Annotated in this window: 23 protein-coding genes; 11 read left to right on the top strand and 12 right to left on the bottom strand. The window is 68.2% G+C overall.

The features are described 5' to 3' along the window. Positions 1-13 precede the first annotated feature (13 nt). Both V9K99_RS40205 and V9K99_RS40200 read left to right on the top strand, forming a co-directional pair. On the top strand, positions 14-730 hold the full coding sequence (locus tag V9K99_RS40205; RefSeq protein ID WP_337007876.1) for a hypothetical protein: 717 nt from the start codon (positions 14-16) through the stop codon (positions 728-730). Between the two features lie 127 nt (positions 731-857). Continuing rightward, on the top strand, positions 858-2,633 hold the full coding sequence (locus V9K99_RS40200) for a glycerophosphodiester phosphodiesterase family protein (protein WP_337007874.1): 1,776 nt from the start codon (positions 858-860) through the stop codon (positions 2,631-2,633). Positions 2,634-2,636: 3 nt separating this feature from the next. Here V9K99_RS40200 and V9K99_RS40195 read toward each other — a convergent pair whose 3' ends face one another. Next, on the bottom strand, positions 2,637-3,692 hold the full coding sequence (locus V9K99_RS40195; protein WP_337007873.1) for a carboxylate-amine ligase: 1,056 nt from the start codon (positions 3,690-3,692) through the stop codon (positions 2,637-2,639). A gap of 48 nt (positions 3,693-3,740) precedes the next feature. On the opposite strand from V9K99_RS40195, the gene V9K99_RS40190 reads away from it, so the two are divergent. Continuing rightward, positions 3,741-4,478: a HipA family kinase gene (locus V9K99_RS40190; protein ID WP_337007871.1), complete on the top strand. Its 738-nt coding sequence runs from the start codon at positions 3,741-3,743 to the stop codon at positions 4,476-4,478. Continuing rightward, entirely contained in the window at positions 4,475-4,861 is a 387-nt protein-coding gene (locus V9K99_RS40185; RefSeq protein ID WP_337007869.1) for a DUF3037 domain-containing protein, read from the top strand. Before V9K99_RS40190 ends, V9K99_RS40185 begins: the two co-directional genes overlap by 4 nt. Here the strand turns inward: V9K99_RS40185 and V9K99_RS40180 are convergent, their stop codons facing one another. After that, a complete protein-coding gene (locus tag V9K99_RS40180; RefSeq protein WP_337007867.1) occupies positions 4,862-6,502 on the bottom strand; it encodes a response regulator transcription factor in 1,641 nt (546 codons plus the stop codon). It lies immediately after the preceding gene. Between the two features lie 140 nt (positions 6,503-6,642). Here V9K99_RS40180 and V9K99_RS40175 point away from each other — a divergent pair, with 140 nt between their 5' ends. Then, complete coding sequence (locus V9K99_RS40175; RefSeq protein ID WP_337007865.1) at positions 6,643-7,479, top strand: alpha/beta fold hydrolase; 837 nt, start codon at positions 6,643-6,645, stop codon at positions 7,477-7,479. Here the strand turns inward: V9K99_RS40175 and pgm are convergent. Together pgm and V9K99_RS40165 are read right to left on the bottom strand one after the other, a co-directional pair. Continuing rightward, positions 7,476-9,101, bottom strand: a complete 1,626-nt coding sequence (pgm, locus tag V9K99_RS40170; RefSeq protein ID WP_337007863.1) for a phosphoglucomutase (alpha-D-glucose-1,6-bisphosphate-dependent) — start codon at positions 9,099-9,101, stop codon at positions 7,476-7,478. The two genes, V9K99_RS40175 and pgm, sit on opposite strands and share 4 nt — an antisense overlap. 52 nt (positions 9,102-9,153) lie before the next feature. Further along, positions 9,154-10,620, bottom strand: coding sequence for a fused MFS/spermidine synthase (locus tag V9K99_RS40165; protein ID WP_337007861.1), 1,467 nt, complete (start codon positions 10,618-10,620; stop codon positions 9,154-9,156). A 63-nt stretch (positions 10,621-10,683) separates the two neighbouring features. Between V9K99_RS40165 and V9K99_RS40160 the strand changes: the two genes are divergently transcribed. The 3 genes from V9K99_RS40160 to V9K99_RS40150 are packed head-to-tail and all read left to right on the top strand — an operon-like array spanning position 10,684 to position 12,697. Further along, the gene (locus V9K99_RS40160; RefSeq protein ID WP_337007859.1) at positions 10,684-11,376 is read left to right on the top strand and encodes a maleylpyruvate isomerase N-terminal domain-containing protein; all 693 of its coding nucleotides are present in this window, start codon (positions 10,684-10,686) and stop codon (positions 11,374-11,376) included. Between the two features lie 34 nt (positions 11,377-11,410). Beyond that, the gene (locus V9K99_RS40155) at positions 11,411-11,893 is read left to right on the top strand and encodes a VOC family protein (RefSeq protein ID WP_337007857.1); all 483 of its coding nucleotides are present in this window, start codon (positions 11,411-11,413) and stop codon (positions 11,891-11,893) included. Between the two features lie 12 nt (positions 11,894-11,905). Beyond that, positions 11,906-12,697, top strand: coding sequence for a MerR family transcriptional regulator (locus V9K99_RS40150; RefSeq protein WP_337007855.1), 792 nt, complete (start codon positions 11,906-11,908; stop codon positions 12,695-12,697). Here V9K99_RS40150 and V9K99_RS40145 read toward each other — a convergent pair. From V9K99_RS40145 to V9K99_RS40130, 4 genes are read right to left on the bottom strand one after another with little or no spacing between them, the layout of a single operon-like run. Further along, positions 12,694-13,047 (bottom strand): MmcQ/YjbR family DNA-binding protein, encoded by a 354-nt coding sequence (locus V9K99_RS40145; protein ID WP_337007853.1) that lies wholly within the window; start codon positions 13,045-13,047, stop codon positions 12,694-12,696. The two genes, V9K99_RS40150 and V9K99_RS40145, sit on opposite strands and share 4 nt — an antisense overlap. A gap of 10 nt (positions 13,048-13,057) precedes the next feature. Next, positions 13,058-13,681 (bottom strand): response regulator, encoded by a 624-nt coding sequence (locus tag V9K99_RS40140; protein ID WP_442914756.1) that lies wholly within the window; start codon positions 13,679-13,681, stop codon positions 13,058-13,060. A 10-nt stretch (positions 13,682-13,691) separates the two neighbouring features. Then, positions 13,692-14,870, bottom strand: coding sequence for a sensor histidine kinase (locus V9K99_RS40135; RefSeq protein ID WP_337007850.1), 1,179 nt, complete (start codon positions 14,868-14,870; stop codon positions 13,692-13,694). A 25-nt stretch (positions 14,871-14,895) separates the two neighbouring features. Next, positions 14,896-15,510 carry a hypothetical protein gene (locus V9K99_RS40130; RefSeq protein WP_337007849.1) on the bottom strand — a complete coding sequence of 205 codons (615 nt, stop codon included), beginning with the start codon at positions 15,508-15,510 and terminating at the stop codon, positions 14,896-14,898. Between the two features lie 250 nt (positions 15,511-15,760). Here V9K99_RS40130 and V9K99_RS40125 point away from each other — a divergent pair, with 250 nt between their 5' ends. Next, entirely contained in the window at positions 15,761-16,309 is a 549-nt protein-coding gene (locus V9K99_RS40125; protein WP_337007848.1) for a hypothetical protein, read from the top strand. Between the two features lie 134 nt (positions 16,310-16,443). On the opposite strand, the gene V9K99_RS40120 is transcribed toward V9K99_RS40125, so the two are convergent. After that, positions 16,444-16,947 carry a hypothetical protein gene (locus tag V9K99_RS40120; protein WP_337007847.1) on the bottom strand — a complete coding sequence of 168 codons (504 nt, stop codon included), beginning with the start codon at positions 16,945-16,947 and terminating at the stop codon, positions 16,444-16,446. Between the two features lie 226 nt (positions 16,948-17,173). Beyond that, positions 17,174-17,725, bottom strand: coding sequence for a YceI family protein (locus tag V9K99_RS40115; protein ID WP_337007846.1), 552 nt, complete (start codon positions 17,723-17,725; stop codon positions 17,174-17,176). Between the two features lie 198 nt (positions 17,726-17,923). Between V9K99_RS40115 and V9K99_RS40110 the strand changes: the two genes are divergently transcribed. Together V9K99_RS40110 and V9K99_RS40105 are read left to right on the top strand one after the other, a co-directional pair. After that, positions 17,924-18,412 (top strand): FBP domain-containing protein, encoded by a 489-nt coding sequence (locus tag V9K99_RS40110; RefSeq protein ID WP_337007845.1) that lies wholly within the window; start codon positions 17,924-17,926, stop codon positions 18,410-18,412. Between the two features lie 74 nt (positions 18,413-18,486). Beyond that, positions 18,487-18,744 carry a hypothetical protein gene (locus V9K99_RS40105; protein ID WP_337007844.1) on the top strand — a complete coding sequence of 86 codons (258 nt, stop codon included), beginning with the start codon at positions 18,487-18,489 and terminating at the stop codon, positions 18,742-18,744. 498 nt (positions 18,745-19,242) lie between these two features. On the opposite strand, the gene V9K99_RS40100 is transcribed toward V9K99_RS40105, so the two are convergent. After that, positions 19,243-19,785: an orotate phosphoribosyltransferase gene (locus V9K99_RS40100; protein WP_337007843.1), complete on the bottom strand. Its 543-nt coding sequence runs from the start codon at positions 19,783-19,785 to the stop codon at positions 19,243-19,245. Between the two features lie 273 nt (positions 19,786-20,058). Next, on the bottom strand, positions 20,059-21,321 hold the full coding sequence (locus V9K99_RS40095; protein WP_337007842.1) for an exonuclease domain-containing protein: 1,263 nt from the start codon (positions 21,319-21,321) through the stop codon (positions 20,059-20,061). Positions 21,322-21,331 lie beyond the last annotated feature (10 nt).

Genomic DNA, 21,331 nt, shown 5'->3' with positions numbered 1-21,331 from the left:
AGCTTTCCAGGCTGTGAAGCGCATCGCCGCCGCCCTGGCCGTAGCCCTGACTGTGACCGGTTGTTCGACCGTGGAGTCGAAGGACATCCGGACCAGCGGGATGACTGCCAACCTGGTCGTCACGCTGCCTGAGAACGCCGACGAGGCCGACCTGAGTGCCTCGCTGCGGGTCGGCACCCTCACCTTCGTCGAGCTCGGCGGAGGTGAGGAGATCACCGCGGCGGGTGGCGGCAAGTCCACAACGCTCGATCATCACCGCGCCGCCGGGGTGACGGAGTACCGCAGCCGCCTCGACGGCGTGACCACGGCGGGTACCGAGATCACCTTCAGCCTCAAGCGGGACGGCGACAACGCGTCCGCTCCGACGTCGACCGTCGTACTGCCCGAGCGCGTCCGACTGGTCGCACCTGCGGCTGGTACGACGTTCTCCCGGCGGGCCGACCTCGCCGTACGGATCGACAGCGGCCGGCAGCCGTCGGTCCTCACCTGGGCCGGCGAATGCATCCAACCCGGCAGCCTGCAACTGGAGCCGGGCCGGACCTCGGCCACGATCGCCCGCGGCTCGATCAAGCCGGCCGCTACGACCGCGACTCCGAGCCCCTCCACGTCCACGTGTCAGATCGATCTCACGCTGACTCGCCGGGTCGAGGGCACGCTGGACAAGGCGTTCAAGGACGGCTCCATCGTGGCCGAGACCCAGTCGGTGCGACGGGTCGTATCCGCTCCGTAGTCGGTCGGCGACACGCGGCGGTCACCAGTAGGCCTTTTCTCGGCTACCTTCACGAAGGCACAGGTATCCCTGTGGCAGCGAGCCTCAGGGTGTATCCGCCCATACCCCTCCGGAAGGAAGACCCCTCATGCGCCGCCTTACCCGCGCGCTGCTTCCGCTTGCCCTCGTCGCCGGGCTGCTGCCTGCCGCACCGGCCGCGGCCACCCGCGGCGACTTCGACATCCAGGCCCACCGCGGCGGCCTCGGGCTCACCGTGGAAAGCACCATCGCGTCCTTCACGCACGGCCTCGAGCTGGGCGTCAGCACCCTCGAGCTCGACGTCCAGATCACCCAGGACGGCTACGCGGTCGTCACCCACGACCGGCGCGTGTCGGGCAGCAAGTGCAAGGACACCGCGCCGTACACCCCGGGCGACCCCGAGTACCCGTACGTCGGCAAGTACATCAACACGCTGTCGTTGAAGCAGGTCAAGCAGCTCGACTGCGGTTCGCAGACGCTGCCGAACTTCCCCGGCCAGCAGCCCGATCCCGGCGCCCAGATGCCGGAGCTGCGCGACATCTTCGCGCTGGTGCACCGGTTCCACGCGTACGGCGTGAAGCTGAACATCGAGACCAAGGTCGAAGCAGGTGCGCCGACCGAGACCGCGCCACGCGAGCAGTTCGTGCAGGTCGTCGCCAAAGAGGTCCGGCAGGCACGAATCGCCCGGCAGGTGACGATCCAGAGCTTCGACTGGGGCGCCCTGATGCGGATGCGCCAGGTCGCGCCCGAACTGCCGCTGGTCGCGCTCACGAACTACGACTTCCTGCAGGTCGGTCAGCCGGGCAAGTCGCCGTGGCTGGGCGGAATCGACATCGACGACTTCGGCGGCGACCTGGTGAAGGCGACCAAGTCCTTCGGCGCCTCGGCCATCTCACCGGTGCACGGCTTCCCGCAGGACGGCAAGGTCACCGATCCGACCTACCGGCCGTACGTCACCGCCGACATGGTCGAGTCGGCGCACCAGGCCGGTATGAAGGTGGTGCCGTGGACGGTCGACGACCCGGCGACCATGCAGTCGCTGATCGACAAGGGTGTCGACGGGATCATCACCGACTACCCCGACCGGCTGCGTGACGTCGTACGCTCCGAAGGCTTCAAGCTGCCACGGTCGTACGACGCTCCCGCCGTACGCGCGCTGCCGTCGGCTCACGCACACAACGACTACGAGCACCGGCGGCCGCTGCAGGATGCGCTGGACCGTGGGTTCAACAGTGTCGAGGCGGACGTATGGCTGGTCGACGGCGAACTGCGGGTCGCGCATGACCTGGAGGACGCCGTACCGGGGCGCAACCTGGAGAGCCTCTACCTGAAGCCGCTGGCCGACCGGGTGCGGGAGAACCACGGGCAGGTGTACAAACACGGGCGCGACTTCCAGTTGCTCATCGACATCAAGAGCGACGGCCCTTCGACGTACGCCGCCATCGACACGGAACTCACGAAGTACCGCGGGATCAGCACGGTGTTCATCAACGGACGCGTGCTGAAGGGCGCGGTGACGTCAGTGATCAGCGGCAACCGGCCGCTCGACGTACTGAAGGCGCAGAAGGTTCGATACGCCGGGTACGACGGCCGGCTCAGCGACCTGCAGTCGGGGATGCCGGCGTCACTCATGCCGTTGGTGAGCGACAACTGGACGAAGAACTTCACCTGGAACGGCATCGGCCCGATGCCGGCCGCCGAGCGGACCAAGCTGCACGACATCGTGGTGCAGGCTCACCACGCCGGCTACCGGGTGCGCTTCTGGGCAACGCCTGATGTGCGCGGTGCAGCGCGTGAGGCGTTGTGGAGCGAGCTGGCGGCGGCAGGGGTCGACCACATCAACACGGACGACCTGCACGGCCTGGAGTCGTTCCTCAGAAGCTGAGGCTCAGGGTTTGACTTCCGTGAGGGCGATGAGGTCGCCGCCCTCACGGAAGGCCTTGCGCTGGCGGACGGCTCCGTTGCCGGTGCTCAATACCCGCTGGAGCGAGTCTTCAACCAGCTCCGCGTCACCCAGTTCCTCCAGCGCCGGTAGGAGGTACTGGCGGAGCCGCTCGATCACCTCGGTCATCGGCATCGGTTCAGCGCTTCTGACGTCCAGTCCGTTGCCGGTGATCCCGTCACGCGCGGCCAGCCAGTAGGCGGCGCGCAGTACCTCCGGCTCCAACGTCGGGCCCTGCGTGCCGTCATCGAGCGCAGTCATCACCAGAGCCCGGACGAGGGTCGCGAGCAGCACAGACTCGTCCACAGTGAGTGGTACGTCGCTGACCCGCACCTCGACGGTCGGTAGGTGCGTGGACGGCCGGATGTCCCAGTAGACCATCTGCTCGTCCATGAGAGTCCCTGCCGCCATGTGCATCGCCACCAGCGCGTCGTAATGCTCGACAGACTCCAAGTACGGTGGCGGTCCGGCACACGGCCACCGCGTCGTCATCAGCCACCGCCAGCTCGCGAAGCCGGTGTCCTGATCCAGGTAGATCGGTGAGTTCGCGGTCAGTGCCAGCAGTGTCGGCAGCCACGGTCGCACGTAGTTGCTGACCCTGACAGCCGCCTCCTTGTCCGGTACGTCGACATGCACGTGGCAACCGCAGACACCCTGCTCCCGCGCCAGCAGCCCCCACCGCGACGCCAGCTCCTGGTAACGCGGCTTGTTGGTGATGGACTGGGTAGCCTTGCCATGGGGCGGTACACCGATAGCCAGCAGCTGTGCGCCCTCCGCAGCGGCCGCCCCGGCGAGTTTGGAGCGCATCTCGGTCAGGTGGCCGCGCAGCTCCGAAGTGGTGACGCAGGCCGGGGAGTTGATCTCCACCATGGCCCTGGTCAGCTCCACGGTGATATCGAGGTCGTGCAGATCCGCCACGACCGCCTTGCTGCGCGGGAGTGGTTCACCTGTGGCCGAGACCAGCAGGAGCTCTTCCTCGACTCCGATCAAAGGATGTCTCACCCTCGGCCGGTACCCGCTGACAAACCGGTGGCGGCTAGGCTCTGCGGCGTGAGCCTGCCGACTGTCACCGCGACCCGCTACGTGCTGCCGTTGCGTGAGGGCGGCTCACTCCCCGGTGTTGTCGAGGGCAACGATCTCGGCACCTACGTGCTCAAGTTCCAGGGCGCCGGGCAAGGGCCGAAAGCACTGGTCGCCGAGGTGATCGTCGGTGAGCTGTTCCGCCGGCTCGGACTGCGGGTGCCGGAACTCAAGCTGATGCACCTCGACCCCGCGATCGGCAAGTCGGAGCCCGACTTCGAGATCCAGGAACTGCTGCTGCGCAGCGCCGGCCTGAACCTGGCCGTCGACTTCCTCCCCGGCTCCTTCGGGTACGACGGTTCGGCCGGCAACCCGGGTGACGAAGGCATGGCCCGGATCCTCTGGCTGGACGCGTACGTCGCCAACGTCGACCGGTCCTGGCGGAACACGAACATGCTGGTGTGGCACAAGAACCTCTGGCTGATCGACCACGGCGCCGCGTTGTACTTCCACCACTCGTGGATGTCGGCGGAGAAGTTCGCCGCCCTCCCGTACGACGCGTCGGACCACGTGTTCTCCATCGCCGCACCCGCCGTACCCGATCTGGATGCGGAGATGGCGGCGGCGATCACTCCTGAGTTGCTCACCGAGGTGATCGGGCTGGTGCCGGACGAGTGGATCGACGACGGCGATCGAGAGCGATACCTCGGTCACCTGACCGCACGGTTGGAGAACCGGTCCGCGTGGCTGCCTGGAGGTGCCCGATGAGTGCGGACCTGGTGCCTTTCGACTATGTGATCTTGCGGGCGGCGCCGCGGATTCATCGCGGTGAGTTCGTCAACGTCGGCGCGGTCCTGTACTGCCGTGCACTGGACTTCCTGGCGGCCGCATGGGACGTCGAACCGACCAGGTTGAAGGCACTCGACCCCGCGGTCGACGTGGACGTGGTGTGCGCGTCGCTGGAGCACATCCGGTCGATCTGCGCGGGCGATCCGGCTGGCGGGCCGGCCGCGGCGACCCGGATCGGCGAGCGCTTCCGCTGGCTCGCGGCACCCCGCAGTACCGTCGTACATCCGGGACCGATTCACAGCGGGCTCACCAACGACCCCGCCGCGGACCTGGACCGACTCCTCGACGCCTTCGTGCGTTAGTCAGAGGGTGCCCATCTCGACGATGCGGTGCCTGATTCCGTACGCGACGGCGGCGGTTCGCGAGTCGACGCCGAGCTTGGTGAAGATGTTGGACACGTGGCGATGAACCGTTCGCTCGCTGAGGTGCAGCTCGTTGGCGATCGCACGGTTCGCCTTGCCTCGGGCGATGAGGCAGAGGATCTCGACCTCCCGTCGAGTGAGCCCGTGGATCTCGGAGCCGGTGTCCGTGGCCGCGACGATCCGGTCCAGCTGAGCCAGATCCGGCCCCGCGCCGAGCCGTTCGAACGTCTCCCGGGCCGCTGAGAATTCGAGCTGCGCACCGTCATGGTCATCGAGCGCGCGGCAGGCCTGGCCGATCAGGACGTTCACGGTGGCCCGCTCGTGTGGGGCATCCTGCTCCTGCCAGGTACTGACGGCCCGCCGGAGGAGTGGCAACGCGCTTGCGGGATCGCCCTCGGCGAGCGCCAGCGCGCCTCTGACGGCACACGTCTCGGCCTCCGTGACCGGCGTCGCCGACTCCGCCGTGATCGCCTCGATCTCGGTGACGGCATCCCGGGCCGCCTCGATCTTCCTCTCCTCGAGGTGGATGGTGACCGCGGCCTTCAACAGGTCCAGGCGCTCGGGCTGCGCGGACACCTCGGTCAGCGCCCGACGGATGCCGGCTGACGCTGCGTCGACGTCACCTTCGGCGAGCCTGAGCAGGGCGAGCCCTGGTTGTGTCGGGCAACCGTTCTCCGCCGCCCGGCGGTAGGCGTCTTCGGCGGCATCCCACTCGCCACGAAGCCGCCGTACCTCACCGAGCTGGTAGAACGCGTGGCCGCAGACCCAGCCGGCGTGGCCGTCGAGGTCGGTACACACCGCGGCGATCTCGTCGAGGGCTTCCGGCCAGGCACCGTTGAGGAACATCAGCCGGGAGCGGTAGATGCGGCAGTTCCCGAGGTACGCACCGCCCAGACTGTGCAGCGAGTCGAGCCACCTGGCCATCGACCGGTTCCACGCCCGGGCACGAGCGAAGTCGCGGGCCAGACAGCACCCGCGGACGGCGGCGCAGTAGATCCAGGGGGTGACGCGTGGCGAGAGGCCGTCGGTGCGGAGGATGGCCATCGCCTCCTCCAGGTGATCGAGCCCGTCGTGCGGCCGCCCCTCGTCGATCAGGATCTGACCCCACAGGCTCAATGCCCAGGGGATCACCTCGCCCTGCCCCTGGTCGACGATCGCGCTCAGCAGCTCGGCGGCGCCGGAGCGGTGGCCGGTCGCTGCGTGGAACATCGCCTCGGGGATCTTGAGCCACAGACAGGTGGCCATCTCGGGGCCCAGGATGCGGCTCGTGTGCTTGAGCCAACCGCCGGCTTGGACGATCTCATTGCCGGTGAACAGGGCCCACCACAGCCAGAACGCGACCTGCGCCGCGTCATCGAGTTCGCCGGCGCTGACCCGGAGGCCGAAGACCCGGTGAAGCAGGGCGACCGCCTCGTCGCCCCGGGCACAGACCTGGGCCGCCTCGGCGAACGCTTCCAGATCCTCGACGGCGAGCGGCTTTTCGGCATCTGCCACGGCGTACTCCGCGCACGCCTCCTCCCACCGGGAGGCCCGGTGAAGCTCCCGTGCGCGGGCCAGGTGTGCCGTGGCAACGGCTTCCATGCCTCCAGCATGGACCGGCGGATCGGCGATGGGTAGTTGTACCCACGCCCTCGGAGTCAGGGTGGCAGCCAATGCCGATTCGTCCCGACGCTCGGTCGGCCAGTCTCGAATCAAGCTCGAACGAGACCTGAGGAGTTCCGATGAAGACAACAACCGTGAACGGCATCGAGTTGGCCTACGACGTCCAGGGCGAGGGGGAACCGGTCCTGTTCATCCACGGCGCCATCTGGGCGGACTTCCTTCGTCCGTTGGCCGAACAGCCGGCGCTCCGCGGGTTCCAGCGGATCCGCTACCACCGGCGCGGGTACGGCGAGAGCGGCGGACCGGCCGGTGGCTTCGACCTGCAGGCGGCCGACATCGTTGCCCTGCTGGACCACCTCGAGGTGGACCGGGCACACCTTGTCGGCCACTCCGAGGGCGCGATGATCGCTCTCGTCCTCGCCACCGCCTACCCCGATCGAGTGCGGTCCCTGGCCCTGCTCGAACCGCTGCCGTCGAGTAGTTGGCTGGCTGCCGGCGACTTCGCGGACCTGCTCGGAACCTTGGGACCGGCGTTCGAGGCGATGGTGGGTCATTACCAAGCAGGTGACATCGCGGGCGCTTACGACGCGCTCTTCGAGCCAACTGGCCTGGATTGGCGCGCGGCGACGGACGCCGCGGGGCCCGGCGTCGTCGACCAGGGCATCAGGGACGCGGCAACGTTCGTCGAGGGCGAAGCGTCCGCGTTGGTCGCGTGGGACTACGGGAGCGCGCAGGCGGCAGCGATCGACTGCCCGGTGCTCTCCTGGGGTACTGGTGCGGAGAACCCGGTCACCCCCGCGACGCGAGCCTTTCTCTACGAGTTGTTCCCGCAACGCGAGGAGGTCGTCCTCGAGGGCGGAGACCACTTCTCGGTCACCACGGACCCAGCGGCCGTCGCCGAACCGATCGCCGAGTTCGTCGCGCGGCACAGCGTGGCCACCAGGGCCAGGGTTTAGCTCTCCAGCGCTGTCGAGACCACCTCGCGGGCCTGGGCGAAGACCTGTTCGAGGTGGTCGGCGCCCTTGAAGGACTCGCCGTAGATCTTGTAGAGGTCCTCGGTACCGGACGGGCGCGCCGCGAACCACGCCGACTCGGTGGTGACCTTCAGCCCGCCGATCGCGGCACCGTTGCCCGGGGCACTCGTCAGCCGATCCACGATCGGCTCCCCGGCCAACTCTGTCGCCGTCACCGCGTCGGCGGACAGCTTGGACAGCTTGGCCTTCTGGTCGCGCGTGGCCGGTGCGTCCACTCGTGAGTACGCCGACGCGCCGAACCGCTCCACCAGCTTGGCGTGAGCCTGTGACGGCGTCTCACCGGTGACTGCGGTGATCTCACTGGCCAGCAACGCCAGCAGGATGCCGTCCTTGTCAGTGGTCCACACAGTCCCGTCGAACCGCAGGAAGCTCGCTCCGGCCGACTCCTCGCCGCCGAAGCCAACCGATCCGTCGACCAGACCGGGTACGAACCACTTGAAGCCGACCGGCACCTCCCACAGCCGCCGGCCGAGGTCCGCGACCACCCGGTCGATCAGGGACGACGACACCAGGGTCTTGCCGACGGCAACCTCCGGGCCCCACTGCCGGTTGGCGAACAGGTAGGAGATGGCGACAGCGAGGTAGTGGTTCGGGTTCATCAGCCCGGCGTCCGGGGTGACGATGCCGTGCCGGTCCGCGTCCGCGTCGTTTCCGGTCGCCACGTCGTACCGGTCCCGCTGGGCGACCAGGGAGGCCATCGCGTACGGCGACGAGCAGTCCATCCGGATCTTGCCGTCGTGGTCCAGCGTCATGAACGACCAGGCCGGGTCGACAGTCGGGTTGACCACGGTCAGGTCGAGGTCGTGCCGCTCGGCGATCGCGGCCCAGTAGTCGACGCTCGCGCCGCCGAGCGGGTCCGCTCCGATCTTCACACCGGCCGCTCGGATCGCGTCCAGGTTCAGCACCGACGGCAGGTCGTCGACGTAGTGGCCGACGAAGTCGTACTCCCCTGCGGCTGACCGGGCCTGCTCGAACGGCTTGCGTCGTACCTCACGGTTGCCGCCCGCGATCAGCTCGTTGGCCCGCGCCGCGATCCAGCCGGTCGCGTCGGAGTCGGCCGGGCCACCGTGGGGCGGGTTGTACTTGATGCCGCCGTCGCGTGGCGGGTTGTGCGACGGTGTGATGACGATGCCGTCCGCACCGGCGCCGGCACCGCGGTTGAGCCGCAGGATCGCGTGCGACACACCAGGGGTCGGCGTGAGCCGGTCAGCGCTGTCCACAAGGGTCTGTACGCCGTTGCCCGCGAGCACCTCGAGCACAGTCCGCCAGGCCGGCTCGGACAGGCCGTGACTGTCCCGGCCGACCAGGAGCGGTCCAGACGTGCCCTCACCGGCGCGGTACTCGCAGACCGCCTGGGTGATGGCCAGGATGTGCGCCTCGTTGAACGCGCCGTCCAGGCTCGATCCGCGATGTCCCGACGTACCGAAGACGACCTTCTGGGCGGGGTTCTCCACGTCCGGAGTGAGGTCGTCGTACGCCTTCAGCAGCGCGTCGACGTCGATGAGGTCCTCGGGCTGAGCGGGCTGGCCTGCGCGTGGGTGCATGGTGACATGCAACAATCCCCGGCCCGAGAGCACAACTCCGGGGGTGTGCGTCTCAGCTCGTGTACGGCGTCAGCAGTTGATCGACCGGGGCGTAGTCGTCTGTCAGCACCGGCGCATCGCCGACGAAAGCCGTCAGGTCGTCCTGCACCTGCATGGTCGGGCCGACCTTGGTCGCGATCGCCGCCACGTTGATGGGCTGGTCCGAGCCGACCAGCACGAAGTTGCCGCCGGACTGGCCCGCGAGCTCGTCCTTGCGAGCGATCACGGCGACATGCGCGAACTCCGCCTGCAGGGTCTTGATCTCGGCCTTGGCGAAGGCGAGGTTGCCGAAGTCGATGACGTTGACCAGGTAGATGCCGTCCGGCCGCAGTACCCGGCGGATGTCCCCGACCAGCTCGCGCGTGGTCAGGTGCCACGGCACGGAGACCCCGCTGAACGCATCCATGACGATCAGGTCGTCGCTGTCGGTCGCCTCGTCCCGGATGCCGAGCCGGCCGTCGCGGACCGTGATGTCCAGATCCGGACCGGTCCGCACCCCCAGCTCCTTCTTGTCCAACTCGACGACGGCCCCGTCGATCTCGTACACCTTGTTGTGGGTGCCCGGCCTGGTCGCGGTCAGGTAGCGCGGCATGGTCAGCCCGCCGCCACCGATGTGCAACGCGTCCAGCCGCCGGTTGTCCTCCCAGGTGCCGTTGATCGCGGCGGCGAAGTTCTTGATGTACTCGAACTCCAGGAAGGTCGGGTCCTTCAGGTCGACGTACGAGTGCCGCAGCTGGTCCAGGTACAGCGTGCGCCCGCTCTCGCGATTGGGGTCCGCCACCACCCGTGCGCAGTGGTACGCCGTTTCCACCTCACAAGGCCGTGGTGCGACCACAGTCAGGGTGGCACCGATGAGTGCCAGGGCTACCGGCTTCACGGCCGCTCGAGTGCCTCGCAGTACGACGGTCAACGCGGCACCGGCGACCACCAGCAGACCGCCGAGGGCGAGCAGGATCGTGCTGACCGGGACCTTCGACACGAACACGAACCCGGTCAGCACCGTGCCAGCAATCCCACCGACCGTTGCGTACGCCGACAACCGGCCAACGACCGTACCGGTCTGTGCCAGCGTCGCCAAGCGCAGTTTGGTCACCATGGGCGTCACAGCCGCCAGCAGCGAGGCCGGGGCGAACAGTGCTATCGCGAGCACCAGGAACACCAGATCGGTGCCGCCACCACGCAGTGACTCACCGGTCCAGCGCACGACCGGGAGGATCAGCATCACCAGGGCACCGCCGATCAGCACCAGCGGCCCCAGTGTCTTCCGCGGCGGCACCGCGTCGGCGTAGCGTCCGCCCAGCGCCGACCCGGTGGCGATAGCGGCCAGCGCGACCCCGATGACCGCAGTGTTCGTCTCCAGCGTCAGCCCGATGTACGGCGCCACCAGCCGCAGCGAAACCAGCTCCAGCACCATCACGGCCGCCGAACTGCCGAACGCCAACGCGATCGCCAGCCGCGACCCCACATCACCCTTGCTCACCGCGTCACCCTATCTGTCGATCCACACCACCCCCGTTCGTCAGTACTGCGAAGGAGGGAAGTCATGGACCCTGACCCAGCGACCAGCGCGCGCCTCTACGCCGCCACCCGGGAGCGGGTGAGCACTGCGGTGCGCAAGCTTGACCCGTCCGACCTGAGCCGCACAGTTAAGGCCTGCCCGGAGTGGACCGTGCACAACCTGGTCTCACACCTGGCCGGCGTGGCAACGGGCTTCGCCGCGGGCAACCTCGACGGTGCGCCGCGACCGCCGTGGACCGCCGTCCAGGTCGAAGCACGCCGTTCTCTGCCGATCGACGCCGTAATGGAGGAATGGGCGCGCAGCGGTCCGGCGCTCGAGCAAGTGATCCTGGCCGGCACCTCAGATCATCCGCTGGTGTGCAACCCGTGGGCCGATGCCGGCACGCATGAGGCAGATCTGCACGGCGTACTCGGGATCGGGCGACCACCGGAGGAGCTGTGGATGGCCGCGCTGAACTGGGCGCTGCCCGACCCGGACCCGTCGGACGACGTGCCAGGCACGCTGTCGATCATCACCCTCGACGGCACGTACGAGATCGGCACCGGCTCTCCCGTTGCCGTCGTTCGCACGTCGTCGTACGAGCTCTTCAGAGCGGTGTTCGGCCGTCGTAGCGCGGAACAGATCCGGTCGTGGACGTGGTCGACCCCCGAGTACGCCGACGCCTGGAGCCGGGAGCTCCCCCGCCTGCCACAGACGGCCGAGGCTTTACTCGATTGACCCTGACGTTGCGTGAGGCTTGAGCATCGGGCGCATGCATGAGTACACCAGTCCTGTTCCGATGCCCGCCCTCGATGCGACCGCGCCAGAGATCTATCGGGAGATCTACGGCATGCCGATGTTCGTCACCATCCCGACCGGCGACCTGGCGGCGTCGAAGGACTTCTGGATCCGCGGGCTCGGGTTCATCGACTTCTTCTCGGCACCCGGCGGCGGCGTGACCCACCTCCGCAGGTGGGCGTTCCAGGACATCCTTCTCGTGCCGGGAACGCCCGCGCCCGATCCGGCGGCGCAGAGCATCAGCTTCGCCTGTGTGCTGGGGCAGCTCGACGAGATCGTCGCCCGCTGCGAGGAGCTCGTCCCGGGCTGCACCGACGGGCCGCGCCTGATGCCGTGGAACTCGGTCGAGCTGACCGTCACCACCCCGGAGAACGCCCGCGTCACGATGACTGCCGCTCGTCCGCTGGACGAGGCCGGGGCTGCCAGTATTCGCGCGCTGGGAATCGACCTCCCTTGAGAGACTGACCCGGTGACCTCTGATGAGCTGACGGTCGGCCAGGCGGCGGCGCTGGTCGGCCTCAGCGTCCGGACACTGCACCACTGGGACACGGTCGGCCTGGTCCGGCCCAGCGACCGTACCCTGGCCGGCTACCGGGTCTACTCCGCCGACGACATCGCCCGGATCCATCGAGTCCTCGTCTACCGCGAGCTCGGCCTCCCGCTCGCCGAGATCAGCGTGCTATTGGACGACCCGGCCGTCGACGCCCGCTCGCATCTCCGCCGCCAACGGGAGCAGCTCACCGAGCGGATCGGCCAGCTGCAGACGATGGTGTACGCCGTCGACCGGATGCTCGCGGCATCGACCTCGGGCATCAAACTGACACCGCAGGAACAGGTCGAGATCTTCGGCACGGACTGGCAGCCCGAGTGGGTCCAGGAGGCCGAGGTGCGCTGGGGTGACACGAAACAGTGGACGCAGTACGTCGAGCGGACCAGTTCGCTGACCCCTGACGACTGGCGCCAGGTCGCGGCGGACACCGAGGGGCTGAACGCGGATCTGGCTGCGGCTCACGACGATGGCGTCGTACCCGGGTCAGACGAAGGGAACGCCCTGGCGGAGCGCCATCGCGAGTCGTTCTCCCGCTACTTCGACTGCACGCACGCCATGCACGCCTGCCTGGCCCGGATGTTCGTCAGCGACCCCGGCTACACCAGCTACTACGAATCCCTCTCCCCCGGGCTGACGCGCTGGCTGCATGCGCTCATCTTCGCGAACACCTCCGCGCACGGGGTGGACCCCGAATCGGCGACCTGGGGCTAATCCAGCTTGGCGATCAAGCTCTTGGGAGCGATCTGGCGGAAGGCTCCCTCGACCAGGTCCTCGAGGTGGTCCCAGTCCACGTCCTCCACATCGAGGTAGACGCCGAGCCAGCCGCGATGACCGACGTACGGCGGCCTGAAGAAGTGCTCGGGGTCCTCCTGGACCAGCGACTCCTGCATCCCGGGCGGCGCCGCGCACCACAGCGCGACCCGGTCGTCGTGATGCTGGTTGGCGAACATCACGAACACCTTCTTGTCCCGCACGAACCACGTCGGCTCACCATGGCTCAGCCGCTCTGTCGCCTCCGGCATCGCCAGACAGAGTCCCCGTAACCGCTCGAGCGCCTCCATGTGTCCTCCCTCAGTGGCGTGGGCCTGGTGTCACCACACCGGCTTCGTACGCGTAGACCACGGCCTGGGCGCGGTCCCGCAGGTCCAGCTTGGTCAGGATGTTGCTCACGTGCGTCTTCACGGTCTGCTCCGCCAGCACGAGCTCCGCCGCGATCTGCCGGTTGGACAGTCCGCGCGCGACCTGCCGCAGTACGTCGGTCTCTCGCGGCGTCAGGTGGACCGGAGTGATCGGCACAGTCGGCTGCACCCGTGCGAAGTCCTCCACCAGTCTCCGGGTGACGGACGGCGCCAGCAACGCGTCTCCGGCCGCCACGACCCGGACCGCCGCTGCCAACTCGTCTGGGGTCGAGTGCTTCAGCAGGAACCCGCTCGCGCCCGCCCGGAGTGCGGCGTACACGTAGTCGTCCAGATCGAACGTGGTGAGCATGATGACGCGCGGCTCCGGTGCACCGGCGGCCAGGATCCGGCGGGTCGCGGCCAGCCCGTCCAGCACCGGCATCCGCACGTCCATCAGGATCACGTCCGGACGCAGCTCGGCCGCCAGCACGACCGCCTCGGCCCCATCCCCCGCCTGCCCGACGACCTCGAGGTCCGGCTGCGCGTCCAGCAAGGCGCTGAACCCGGCCCGCACCATCTCCTGGTCGTCAACCACCAGCACCCTGATCGCCACTCGCCACCTCCTCTCCCACCGGTATCGACGCCTCCACCAGATAACCGCCCTCCGGGGTCGGCCCCACGCTCACAGTCCCATCCAGCAGTGCCACTCGCTCTCGCATCCCGACCAAGCCGTGCCCGCTTCCCGGTACTGGCGGGGTATGCGTCGGGCCGTTCCAGATCTTCAGGATGAGGTCGTCGCCTTCCCGCCGTACCGTCACCTGTACGGCGGCCTTCGGTGAGTGGCGCACTGCGTTGCTGAGTGCCTCCTGCACGACTCTGTACGCCGCCAACTCGACTGCTGGGTCCAGTCCGGTCGGCATCCCGTCGTCCAGGCGTACGTCTGCTCCTGCTTGCCTCGTACTCGCGACGAGGTCCTCTAGCTGGGTGAGTCCTGGCTGCGGGCCTAACGGGGACTCCTCGTCTCGCAATAGCCGTAGTACGCGCCGCATCTCCGTCAGCGACGCCCTCGCCGCATCTGCGATCTCCGCGAACTCTCCTCGTACGTCGTCCGAGAGCTTCGGGATGCGATGCGGCGCACTGTCCGCGCGGACCACCACGACGGACAGGTGGTGCGCGACGACATCGTGAAGCTCACGCGCGATCCTCGCCCGCTCCTCCAGTCGGGCCCTCTTGGCCCGTTCCTCTTTACTGATGCCTTCCAACTCGGCCAGACCGCGACGCGTGTCCGCCCGCGACCGCAGCAGATCGGCGACCACGACCGCGATAGCCGACTGCACCGCCATGACGAGCAGGCCGCCCCAGTCACCCCGGTCGGGCGCTGTTGCCACCGCTGCAGCACCGACGACTTGCGTGACCACCCACCAGGTGGCCAACTCGCGCCGGCTCATCCCTCGGGCGCCGACGATCGCGAGAACGAAGGAGTGACCGAACGCCGCAGTGGTCCCCCACGGCCACGGCTCGCTCGGTTCCGGCACGGTCGCGGCGGCCGTGATCGCCGTGAGGAGCAGAGAGACGACCAGTGCGGTACGGGGTCTCAGCCAGGCCAGCGCGAGTGCGAGTCCTCGTGCGAGAGCCAGCGCGAGTACGGCGCCGAGCGGGACGCGGTAGTGCTGGCTCAGATCCAGCACGGTCAGGAACGCCAGGCCGGCGACTCCCAGACCGGCGACCCAGGCCCAGCGGCCGCGTGGCCATCCGTTTGCGGTCACGTTCGGGACCCTAGTCGGCGCGGTGTCACAGTTGCTGGATCCACGACCAGATCAGCAGCAGACCGGCGACGCAGACGGAGATGGTTGCCGGGAGCACCCACTGACCGGCTGAGTTGTAGAGCCGCCGTACCAGGGCCGTGTGCAGCCACTCGACAGCGCGGAACACGAACAGCAACGCCACGATGATCGGCACCGAGATCGCGGCATGCGCCGCCCACGCACCCGCCAACGTCGGACCACCCCACGTCCCCGGCCCGAACGGGCCGTGCTCCACCAGCCCGTAGAACGGGCCCCGCACGACCGCCATCACCAACAACATCACCAGAAACCAACTCAGCACCCCCAGCACCGAACTGACCAAACCAAACCCGAACAACTCCCCCGCCCCGGGCTCCGACCCCGACCCCGTCCGCGGCTCGACAACACCCCGGACCCCACTCCGCCGGGTCAGCTGCTGCCGGCGCCGGTCCGTGGTGCGCTCCTGGCCGGTGATCGCGTCGGCCATCGTCTGCATCCCGAGTCCGACCAGGCGAGCGTCGTACCCGATCGATCGGAGCAGCCGGCCGGGGAGCCGGCCGCGCCGGTGCCCGGATACCGGTCTGTCCGGGCTGGTCGGGCTGGTCGTGATGGTGTCCGTCATGGTCTCTCCTCAGGTCTCAAGTCCTGAGATCGAGGCTAGGAACCAGCGGTACGCCGGACATCCGGCCGGCGAGCCAAATCGCACCCCGTACCACGGTAGGGGGTCTGCTGTGATCCAGGTCACAGTGACCACGGTCCGTGTCGCGGCGTTACACGGTCAGTGCCGGACGGCGTGTGCTGCTTCAGTTCACATCCTGGGTGCCCGACGGTGCAAGCGGCCATGCCGCGCCCGACAGGAGGTTCGGACCATCATGCGCATTCGGAACCTGGCGGTGACCGCCACGCTGATCCCGGTTTTGATGCTCGCCGGTTGCGGTAACGACGGTTCGTCGTCGGACGTCGCCGCGTCGACCCCCGGCGCCAAGAAGGCGTCGAAGAACGGGCTCACCGAGCAGGTCGGCAGCGCCGGTCAGTCCGACCCGGTCGTGAACGCCTACTACGAGTACCGGGTCGCCCTCGACGTGATGATGCGCAGCGGCGGCCGGAAGACGAAACAACTCGCGCCGGTGATGACGCCGAACCTCTTCCAGTCGATCAGCGCGCAGGCGAAGTACTACCGCACCAAGAAGCTGCACAACACGGGCACCACCAAGGTGCTCTGGGCCAAACGCACCCTCGCCTCGAACGGCGTGATCGTCAGCGCCTGCTACGACACCACCGCGGCCCGCACCGTCAACGCCAGAGGCCGCTCCGTGCTCCCCAACACCACTCCGACCCGCTGGCTCGACGAAATGCGGGTCCAGCAACTCCAAGGCCGCTGGGTGGTGGACGGCGGCAGCACCACCCCCAACGCCTGCTAACCCCGTAGCCCCCGGCAACCCACGCGGCTGCCACCTGCCTCAGATCGGCTCCGGTTCGCTGCCACCCGGCACACCTCGCGACCCGGAGCCGCAGCAGCGCGGAGAACTCAGCTCTCCGCGCTGCTGCGTTCCCCTCACGGGTGGCGGACCATCTGCTGCAGCAGGGCTTCCACCGCGTCGCGGAGCTCGTCGTCATGCTCCGGACCGGACCAGACGACGACGCAGCCCTTGTCCCCCAACTTGCTCGCGACCATCTCTCGCGCCGGCGTCGGATCACCCTGATTGAGTACGACGACCAGCCGCCGGCCGTCGCGCTGCAACCGATCCAGCAGCGGCGGCAGCGTCGACCCGCGGAACACCCCGGGGTCGCTCTTCACCTTCGTCTCGACCATCACGCCGCGCCCGCGGATCACCAGCAGGAAGTCGGCCCGGTCCCGGGTGAACTCGCGATCGTGGTAGATCCGCGCCTTCGGCCAGAGCCGCTGCAACGCCTTGTCGACGTCGGCGTCATACCGCGCCGCCAGCCGGCTCACCCGTGAACTCGTCCCGCGCGGCCGGAACGCTTCGGGCGTACGGCGGCCAGCCCGTCGCCGTCCGAACAGCGGCGCCAACCAACGCCTGAACCTCGTGTCGATCATCGGCGGACCCCTCGACCTAGCCGGCACTTAACCCCAGTCTCCCCACCCGGCCGTACCGCCCAACCTCCCCGCCCCGATCGTGATCCCACCGCCACAAAACCGCCCGCCAGCGGGTGACGCGTGCAGTTCGACAGGAGGTATCCGGCGATCGAGCCGTATTTGCCGGTCTGCTCAGGCGCGCGTCGCCGGCAGTGGCCGCATACGTCCTGTCGAACTGCAGCGGTGGTCAGCTGTTCTTGATCGCGGAGACCTCGATCTCCAGCGTGACCTTCTCGCTGACCAGGACGCCGCCGGTCTCCAGGGCCGCGTTCCAGTTCACGCCGTAGTCCTTGCGGTTGATCACCACCGAGCCCTCGAGCCCGACCCGCTGGTTGCCGAACGGGTCCGTCGCCGACCCGGTGAACTCGAACGGAACCTCGACCGACTTCGTCACACCCCGCACCGTCAGATCACCGACGACCGTGAACGTGGTGTCGTCGTCCTGCTTGATCGCGGTCGACACGAACGTCAGCTCCGCGTGGTTGTCCATGTCCAGGAAGTCGTTGCTGCGCAGGTGCTCGTCCCGCTGGCTGTTGCGCGTATCGATGCTCTTGGCCTGGATGGTCACCCGGCCGGACGAGTTCTCCGGGTTCGCCCCGTCGAGGTGGATCGTCCCCTCGAACTCGTTGAACGAGCCCCGCACCTTCGTCACCATCGCGTGCCGGGCGACGAACCCGACCCGGCTGTGCGCGGTGTCGATGGTGTAGTCACCGGTCAGAGCGGCGTACTCAGCGGCCATGAAGTACTCCTCCAGAGGGATTCATAGTTGAAGTTTGCACAGTCCATCCTTCACCCATCGGAGTTGATGTGTCAACCGCCAGCCATCCTCGATCCGTCGGCCGCTGACCGTTGCCGTCAGCAACTAGCAGCGTGATATTCGGTTGCGAGTACGACGACCGACCGGTGTGATGTGTGGTCGAAGGAACGGAGGACCGTCGTGCAACCGCTCACCGCCGAGGAGATCAGGCGCTCGTTCGTCAACTCGTCCAAGAGCCTGGTCAAGGCGATGACACTGCCCCGAGGCTTCACCGAGCTACCGTGGGAGTCGCTCGACTACCTCGGCTGGCGCGACCCGAAGGCGCCCAACCGCGGGTACCTCGTCGTACGGCGAGACGATGGCGTCACCGGGATCGCACTGAACACCCAGGCCACCGGCAAACCGCGTCGCGGCACCGGGCTCTGCGACCTCTGCTACACCGCACACCACGTAACAGACGTCGCACTCTTCGCGGCCCGCCGAGCCGGTACGGCCGGCCGCGAGGGCAACACCGTGGGCCTGTACATCTGCGCGGATCTCGCCTGCTCGCTCTACCTGCGCGGGCTGCGCGACCTCGAAGTACCGCAGGGCGAAACCGCGACACCCGAGGTGCGGGCCGAGCGCCTCACCAACCGGCTCGAAGGTTTCGTGAATCGCGTCCTCGCTTGAGCTTCCGGAGTGGGTACTGGGAACTACGCTTGGTACAGCGGCAGTCCACACGGGCGAAGGGAGAGCGAGTCGCGATGACGGAGTTCAGAATCACGCACGAGATCCACGAGGTTCATCCGGACATCCGCGAGAGGCTCACCGCGACGACGATCGAAGCCATCAACGAGTCCAGCTCCCGGTCCGCCGAAGACGCCGCCCTGGTCCTGCGCCACAAACTCGGCGAGATCGGCGTCCACATGAGCGACGCCGCCTGCCTGGCCGCCATCGAACGCATCCGCTCCGGCAAACAACTCCGCTTCGAAATAGAACGCGAAGACGACCCAGAGGACTAGACCACACGCCGGGACGCTTAACACGACCCAAGCGCCCTAGCATCCCCGCGTCTACCTCACAGCCTCAACACCCGCCCACCTTGAGAAGCCACCGACCACAATTCGGCTCGAATCATGGCCGGTGCATTCTCAAGGTTGGTGCAGGCGCCGCAAGCCGCAGATCCCAGCGGTGCGCCCGCGCTCCGCCCACCGGCCCCGCCCAAGCACCCCGGGCCGAGTCAGCCGACCCCGTCGACTACCCGCCGTGCCCGGCCACGCGTCCACCCCCACCGGAGGCACCGGCCAAGCACACCCCGCCGAGCTAGCCCCACCCACCACCCAGCGGCACCAACCGGCGGCCGTCCACCCAGGAGCGCGCCCGCACCCACCCCATCCCACCTCAGGCCTAGCGCCCTGCCCGGCGGGCAGAGGGGTGGTTTCGGCCGCGGACGGGCAGGTGTGGTGGAGCGCGGGTTGCCGACTGTGGTTGAGCGGGGTGGGGTCTGCTGCGGGTGGTGTTCAGCCGGCCTTGGGTGGGTTGGCGTGGAGGGATAGGTCGGTTGTGGTTAGGAGAGGGTGGAGGGTCAGGCCGGCGTCGGTCAGGGGTTGCGGGGTGGTGGGGTTGCGGTTGATGACGCAGACGGCGTGGGTGATGTTGGCGCCCTGGGCGCGGAGTTCCTCGGTGGAGAGGACGATCTGACCGCCGGTGGTGACGACATCCTCGACGATGGTCACGCGCCGGCCGGCCGTCTCAGCGCCTTCCGCGAGCCGACGCGTCCCGTACTCCTTGGCCTGCTTCCGCACGAACGCACACGGCAGCCCGGTATGACGACCAAGCGCCGTCACCACCGGAATCCCACCCATCTCCAACCCCGCAAGCACCTCGGTATCCGCCGGCACCAAAGGCACCATCGCCTCAGCGATCGCATCAAGCAGCACCGGATCCCCCTCGAACCGGTACTTGTCGAAGTACTCCCCCGCCACCTGCCCCGACCGCAACACGAACTCACCAGTCAGATGCGCAGCCGCATAAACCCGCCGCCCCAACTCCTCAATCTCCACGCCCCGACCCTATCGGCCCACCTCGCCACCAGAGATTCCTCCCAACCAACCACGACGGAGCCCAGGCACCTCGGGCCGCAACACTCAACCGGCCCCCGGCCAACCAACCCAGGGCAACTGGAGCCGGAGGGCTCGACCTGCCCTTTGATCCACCAACCCGAGCCACCTCGGGCCGCAAGACCCAACTGACCCTTCGATCCAACCAACCCGAGGCATCTCGGGCCGCAAGACTCGATCGGCCGCCAAGGCAGCTGGCAGCTCGGGGTGGGAGGGTCAGCCGGCTCTTTGGTTGGGGGTTGGGGGTTGGCCGGAGGGTAGGACGTGAGTTTGTGGGAGCAGGCGGCGGAAGTCTTCGGTGGAGATGATTGGGATGTTGTACTCGCGGGCGGCGCGGGCCTTGACCGACAGGCTGTCCACGTCGGCTGCGACCACGAAGGTCGTGTCGGGCCGGACGAATTCCTGCGGCGCGAACCCACCCGCGACAGCCCGGTCCCACCACACCTCGCGCGGCTCGATCATGTCCCCGGTGAACACCAGCGTGCTCCCCGGTGGAAACCCCTGCGCCCCTGGACGAGCCGGTACGACGTACCGCCCGGAACTCGCCCGCAGCAACGCGTCGTCCACGTCGGACGCACGATGCCCGAGCATCACCGCGACCCGGTCGAGATCGCTGCGCTGGTCCGGGGTGATCTCGCCATCACCCCACGACGCCTCGGCCAGCGCGGACACGTAGTACCGATGCATCTCCTTCACCTCGGACCGCGTCAGCCCGAGCTCGGTCGCGACTTGCACGAGCTGGTCGGCATCGGTCGCGGTGATCTCGCGGTCGGACACGATCCCGTCGAGGAGCGCGAGGTACGAGTCGGCCTGCGGTGGCTCGGGGACCCGGGGCAACTGATCGACGATCCGGCTCATCCACCCATGTCGGCCACCGGCATGCACCGGCCGCACTGTCGGCGAGACGTCCGACCCAGGCAACGCCGGCCAAGGCAACCGCCTGATCTCCTCGTAGGCCCACTGCCACGGCGGTGGCGACGGAAACGCCTGCAAATACTGGGCAAACAGCTCGGCCGTCGCCCGGGTGTCTGCCAACGCCGAATGCCAGCCCTCGATTGAGATCCCGGCCGCCGCACAACACGCACCGAGTGTGCGCTTCGCCCCCGGGTAGAGATATCCGGCCAACGCCATCGTGCACATCGACCGCTCGGTGATCAGCGGTACGGCGTATCCGAGCCGGCCGAACTCCGCCCGCAGGAACCCCAGGTCGAACTCGACGTTGTGCCCGACAACCATCCGCCCGGCGAGCAATCCACCAAGCTCCCGCGCCACATCGCCGAACTCCGGCGCGGCCAGCACGTCAGCGGTCAGGATCCCGTGAATGTGCTGCGGCCCGAGATCGCGTTGTGGATTCAGCAACGTCACCCACTCGTGCTCCACCTGCCCGCGCGCGTCCAACAGCACAACGGCGATCTCTATCACCCGGTGCCGATGGCTTGGCAACAGGCCGGTCGTCTCGGTGTCGATGACGGCGTACATCCGCGGCGCC

Origin of the sequence: Kribbella sp. CCNWLW201 (assembly GCF_037203805.1) — a bacterium.
Taxonomy (GTDB): Bacteria; Actinomycetota; Actinomycetes; order Propionibacteriales; family Kribbellaceae; genus Kribbella.
The sequence above is the reverse complement of the archived record's forward strand: the minus strand, read 5'-3'. Positions and strand labels throughout refer to the sequence as shown.

Bases quoted from the DNA above. Each gene is read 5' to 3' on its own strand.
- V9K99_RS40200 (WP_337007874.1), top strand. From the start codon at position 858: ATGCGCCGCCTTACCCGCGCGCTGCTTCCGCTTGCCCTCGTCGCCGGG.
- V9K99_RS40185 (WP_337007869.1), top strand. From the start codon at position 4,475: ATGAGTGCGGACCTGGTGCCTTTCGACTATGTGATCTTGCGGGCGGCG.
- V9K99_RS40180 (WP_337007867.1), bottom strand. From the start codon at position 6,502: ATGGAAGCCGTTGCCACGGCACACCTGGCCCGCGCACGGGAGCTTCAC.
- V9K99_RS40175 (WP_337007865.1), top strand. From the start codon at position 6,643: ATGAAGACAACAACCGTGAACGGCATCGAGTTGGCCTACGACGTCCAG.
- pgm (WP_337007863.1), bottom strand. From the start codon at position 9,101: ATGCACCCACGCGCAGGCCAGCCCGCTCAGCCCGAGGACCTCATCGAC.
- V9K99_RS40160 (WP_337007859.1), top strand. From the start codon at position 10,684: ATGGACCCTGACCCAGCGACCAGCGCGCGCCTCTACGCCGCCACCCGG.
- V9K99_RS40155 (WP_337007857.1), top strand. From the start codon at position 11,411: ATGCATGAGTACACCAGTCCTGTTCCGATGCCCGCCCTCGATGCGACC.
- V9K99_RS40145 (WP_337007853.1), bottom strand. From the start codon at position 13,047: ATGGAGGCGCTCGAGCGGTTACGGGGACTCTGTCTGGCGATGCCGGAG.
- V9K99_RS40140 (WP_442914756.1), bottom strand. From the start codon at position 13,681: ATGGTGCGGGCCGGGTTCAGCGCCTTGCTGGACGCGCAGCCGGACCTC.
- V9K99_RS40130 (WP_337007849.1), bottom strand. From the start codon at position 15,510: ATGACGGACACCATCACGACCAGCCCGACCAGCCCGGACAGACCGGTA.
- V9K99_RS40125 (WP_337007848.1), top strand. From the start codon at position 15,761: ATGCGCATTCGGAACCTGGCGGTGACCGCCACGCTGATCCCGGTTTTG.
- V9K99_RS40120 (WP_337007847.1), bottom strand. From the start codon at position 16,947: ATGATCGACACGAGGTTCAGGCGTTGGTTGGCGCCGCTGTTCGGACGG.
- V9K99_RS40115 (WP_337007846.1), bottom strand. From the start codon at position 17,725: ATGGCCGCTGAGTACGCCGCTCTGACCGGTGACTACACCATCGACACC.
- V9K99_RS40105 (WP_337007844.1), top strand. From the start codon at position 18,487: ATGACGGAGTTCAGAATCACGCACGAGATCCACGAGGTTCATCCGGAC.
- V9K99_RS40095 (WP_337007842.1), bottom strand. From the start codon at position 21,321: ATGTACGCCGTCATCGACACCGAGACGACCGGCCTGTTGCCAAGCCAT.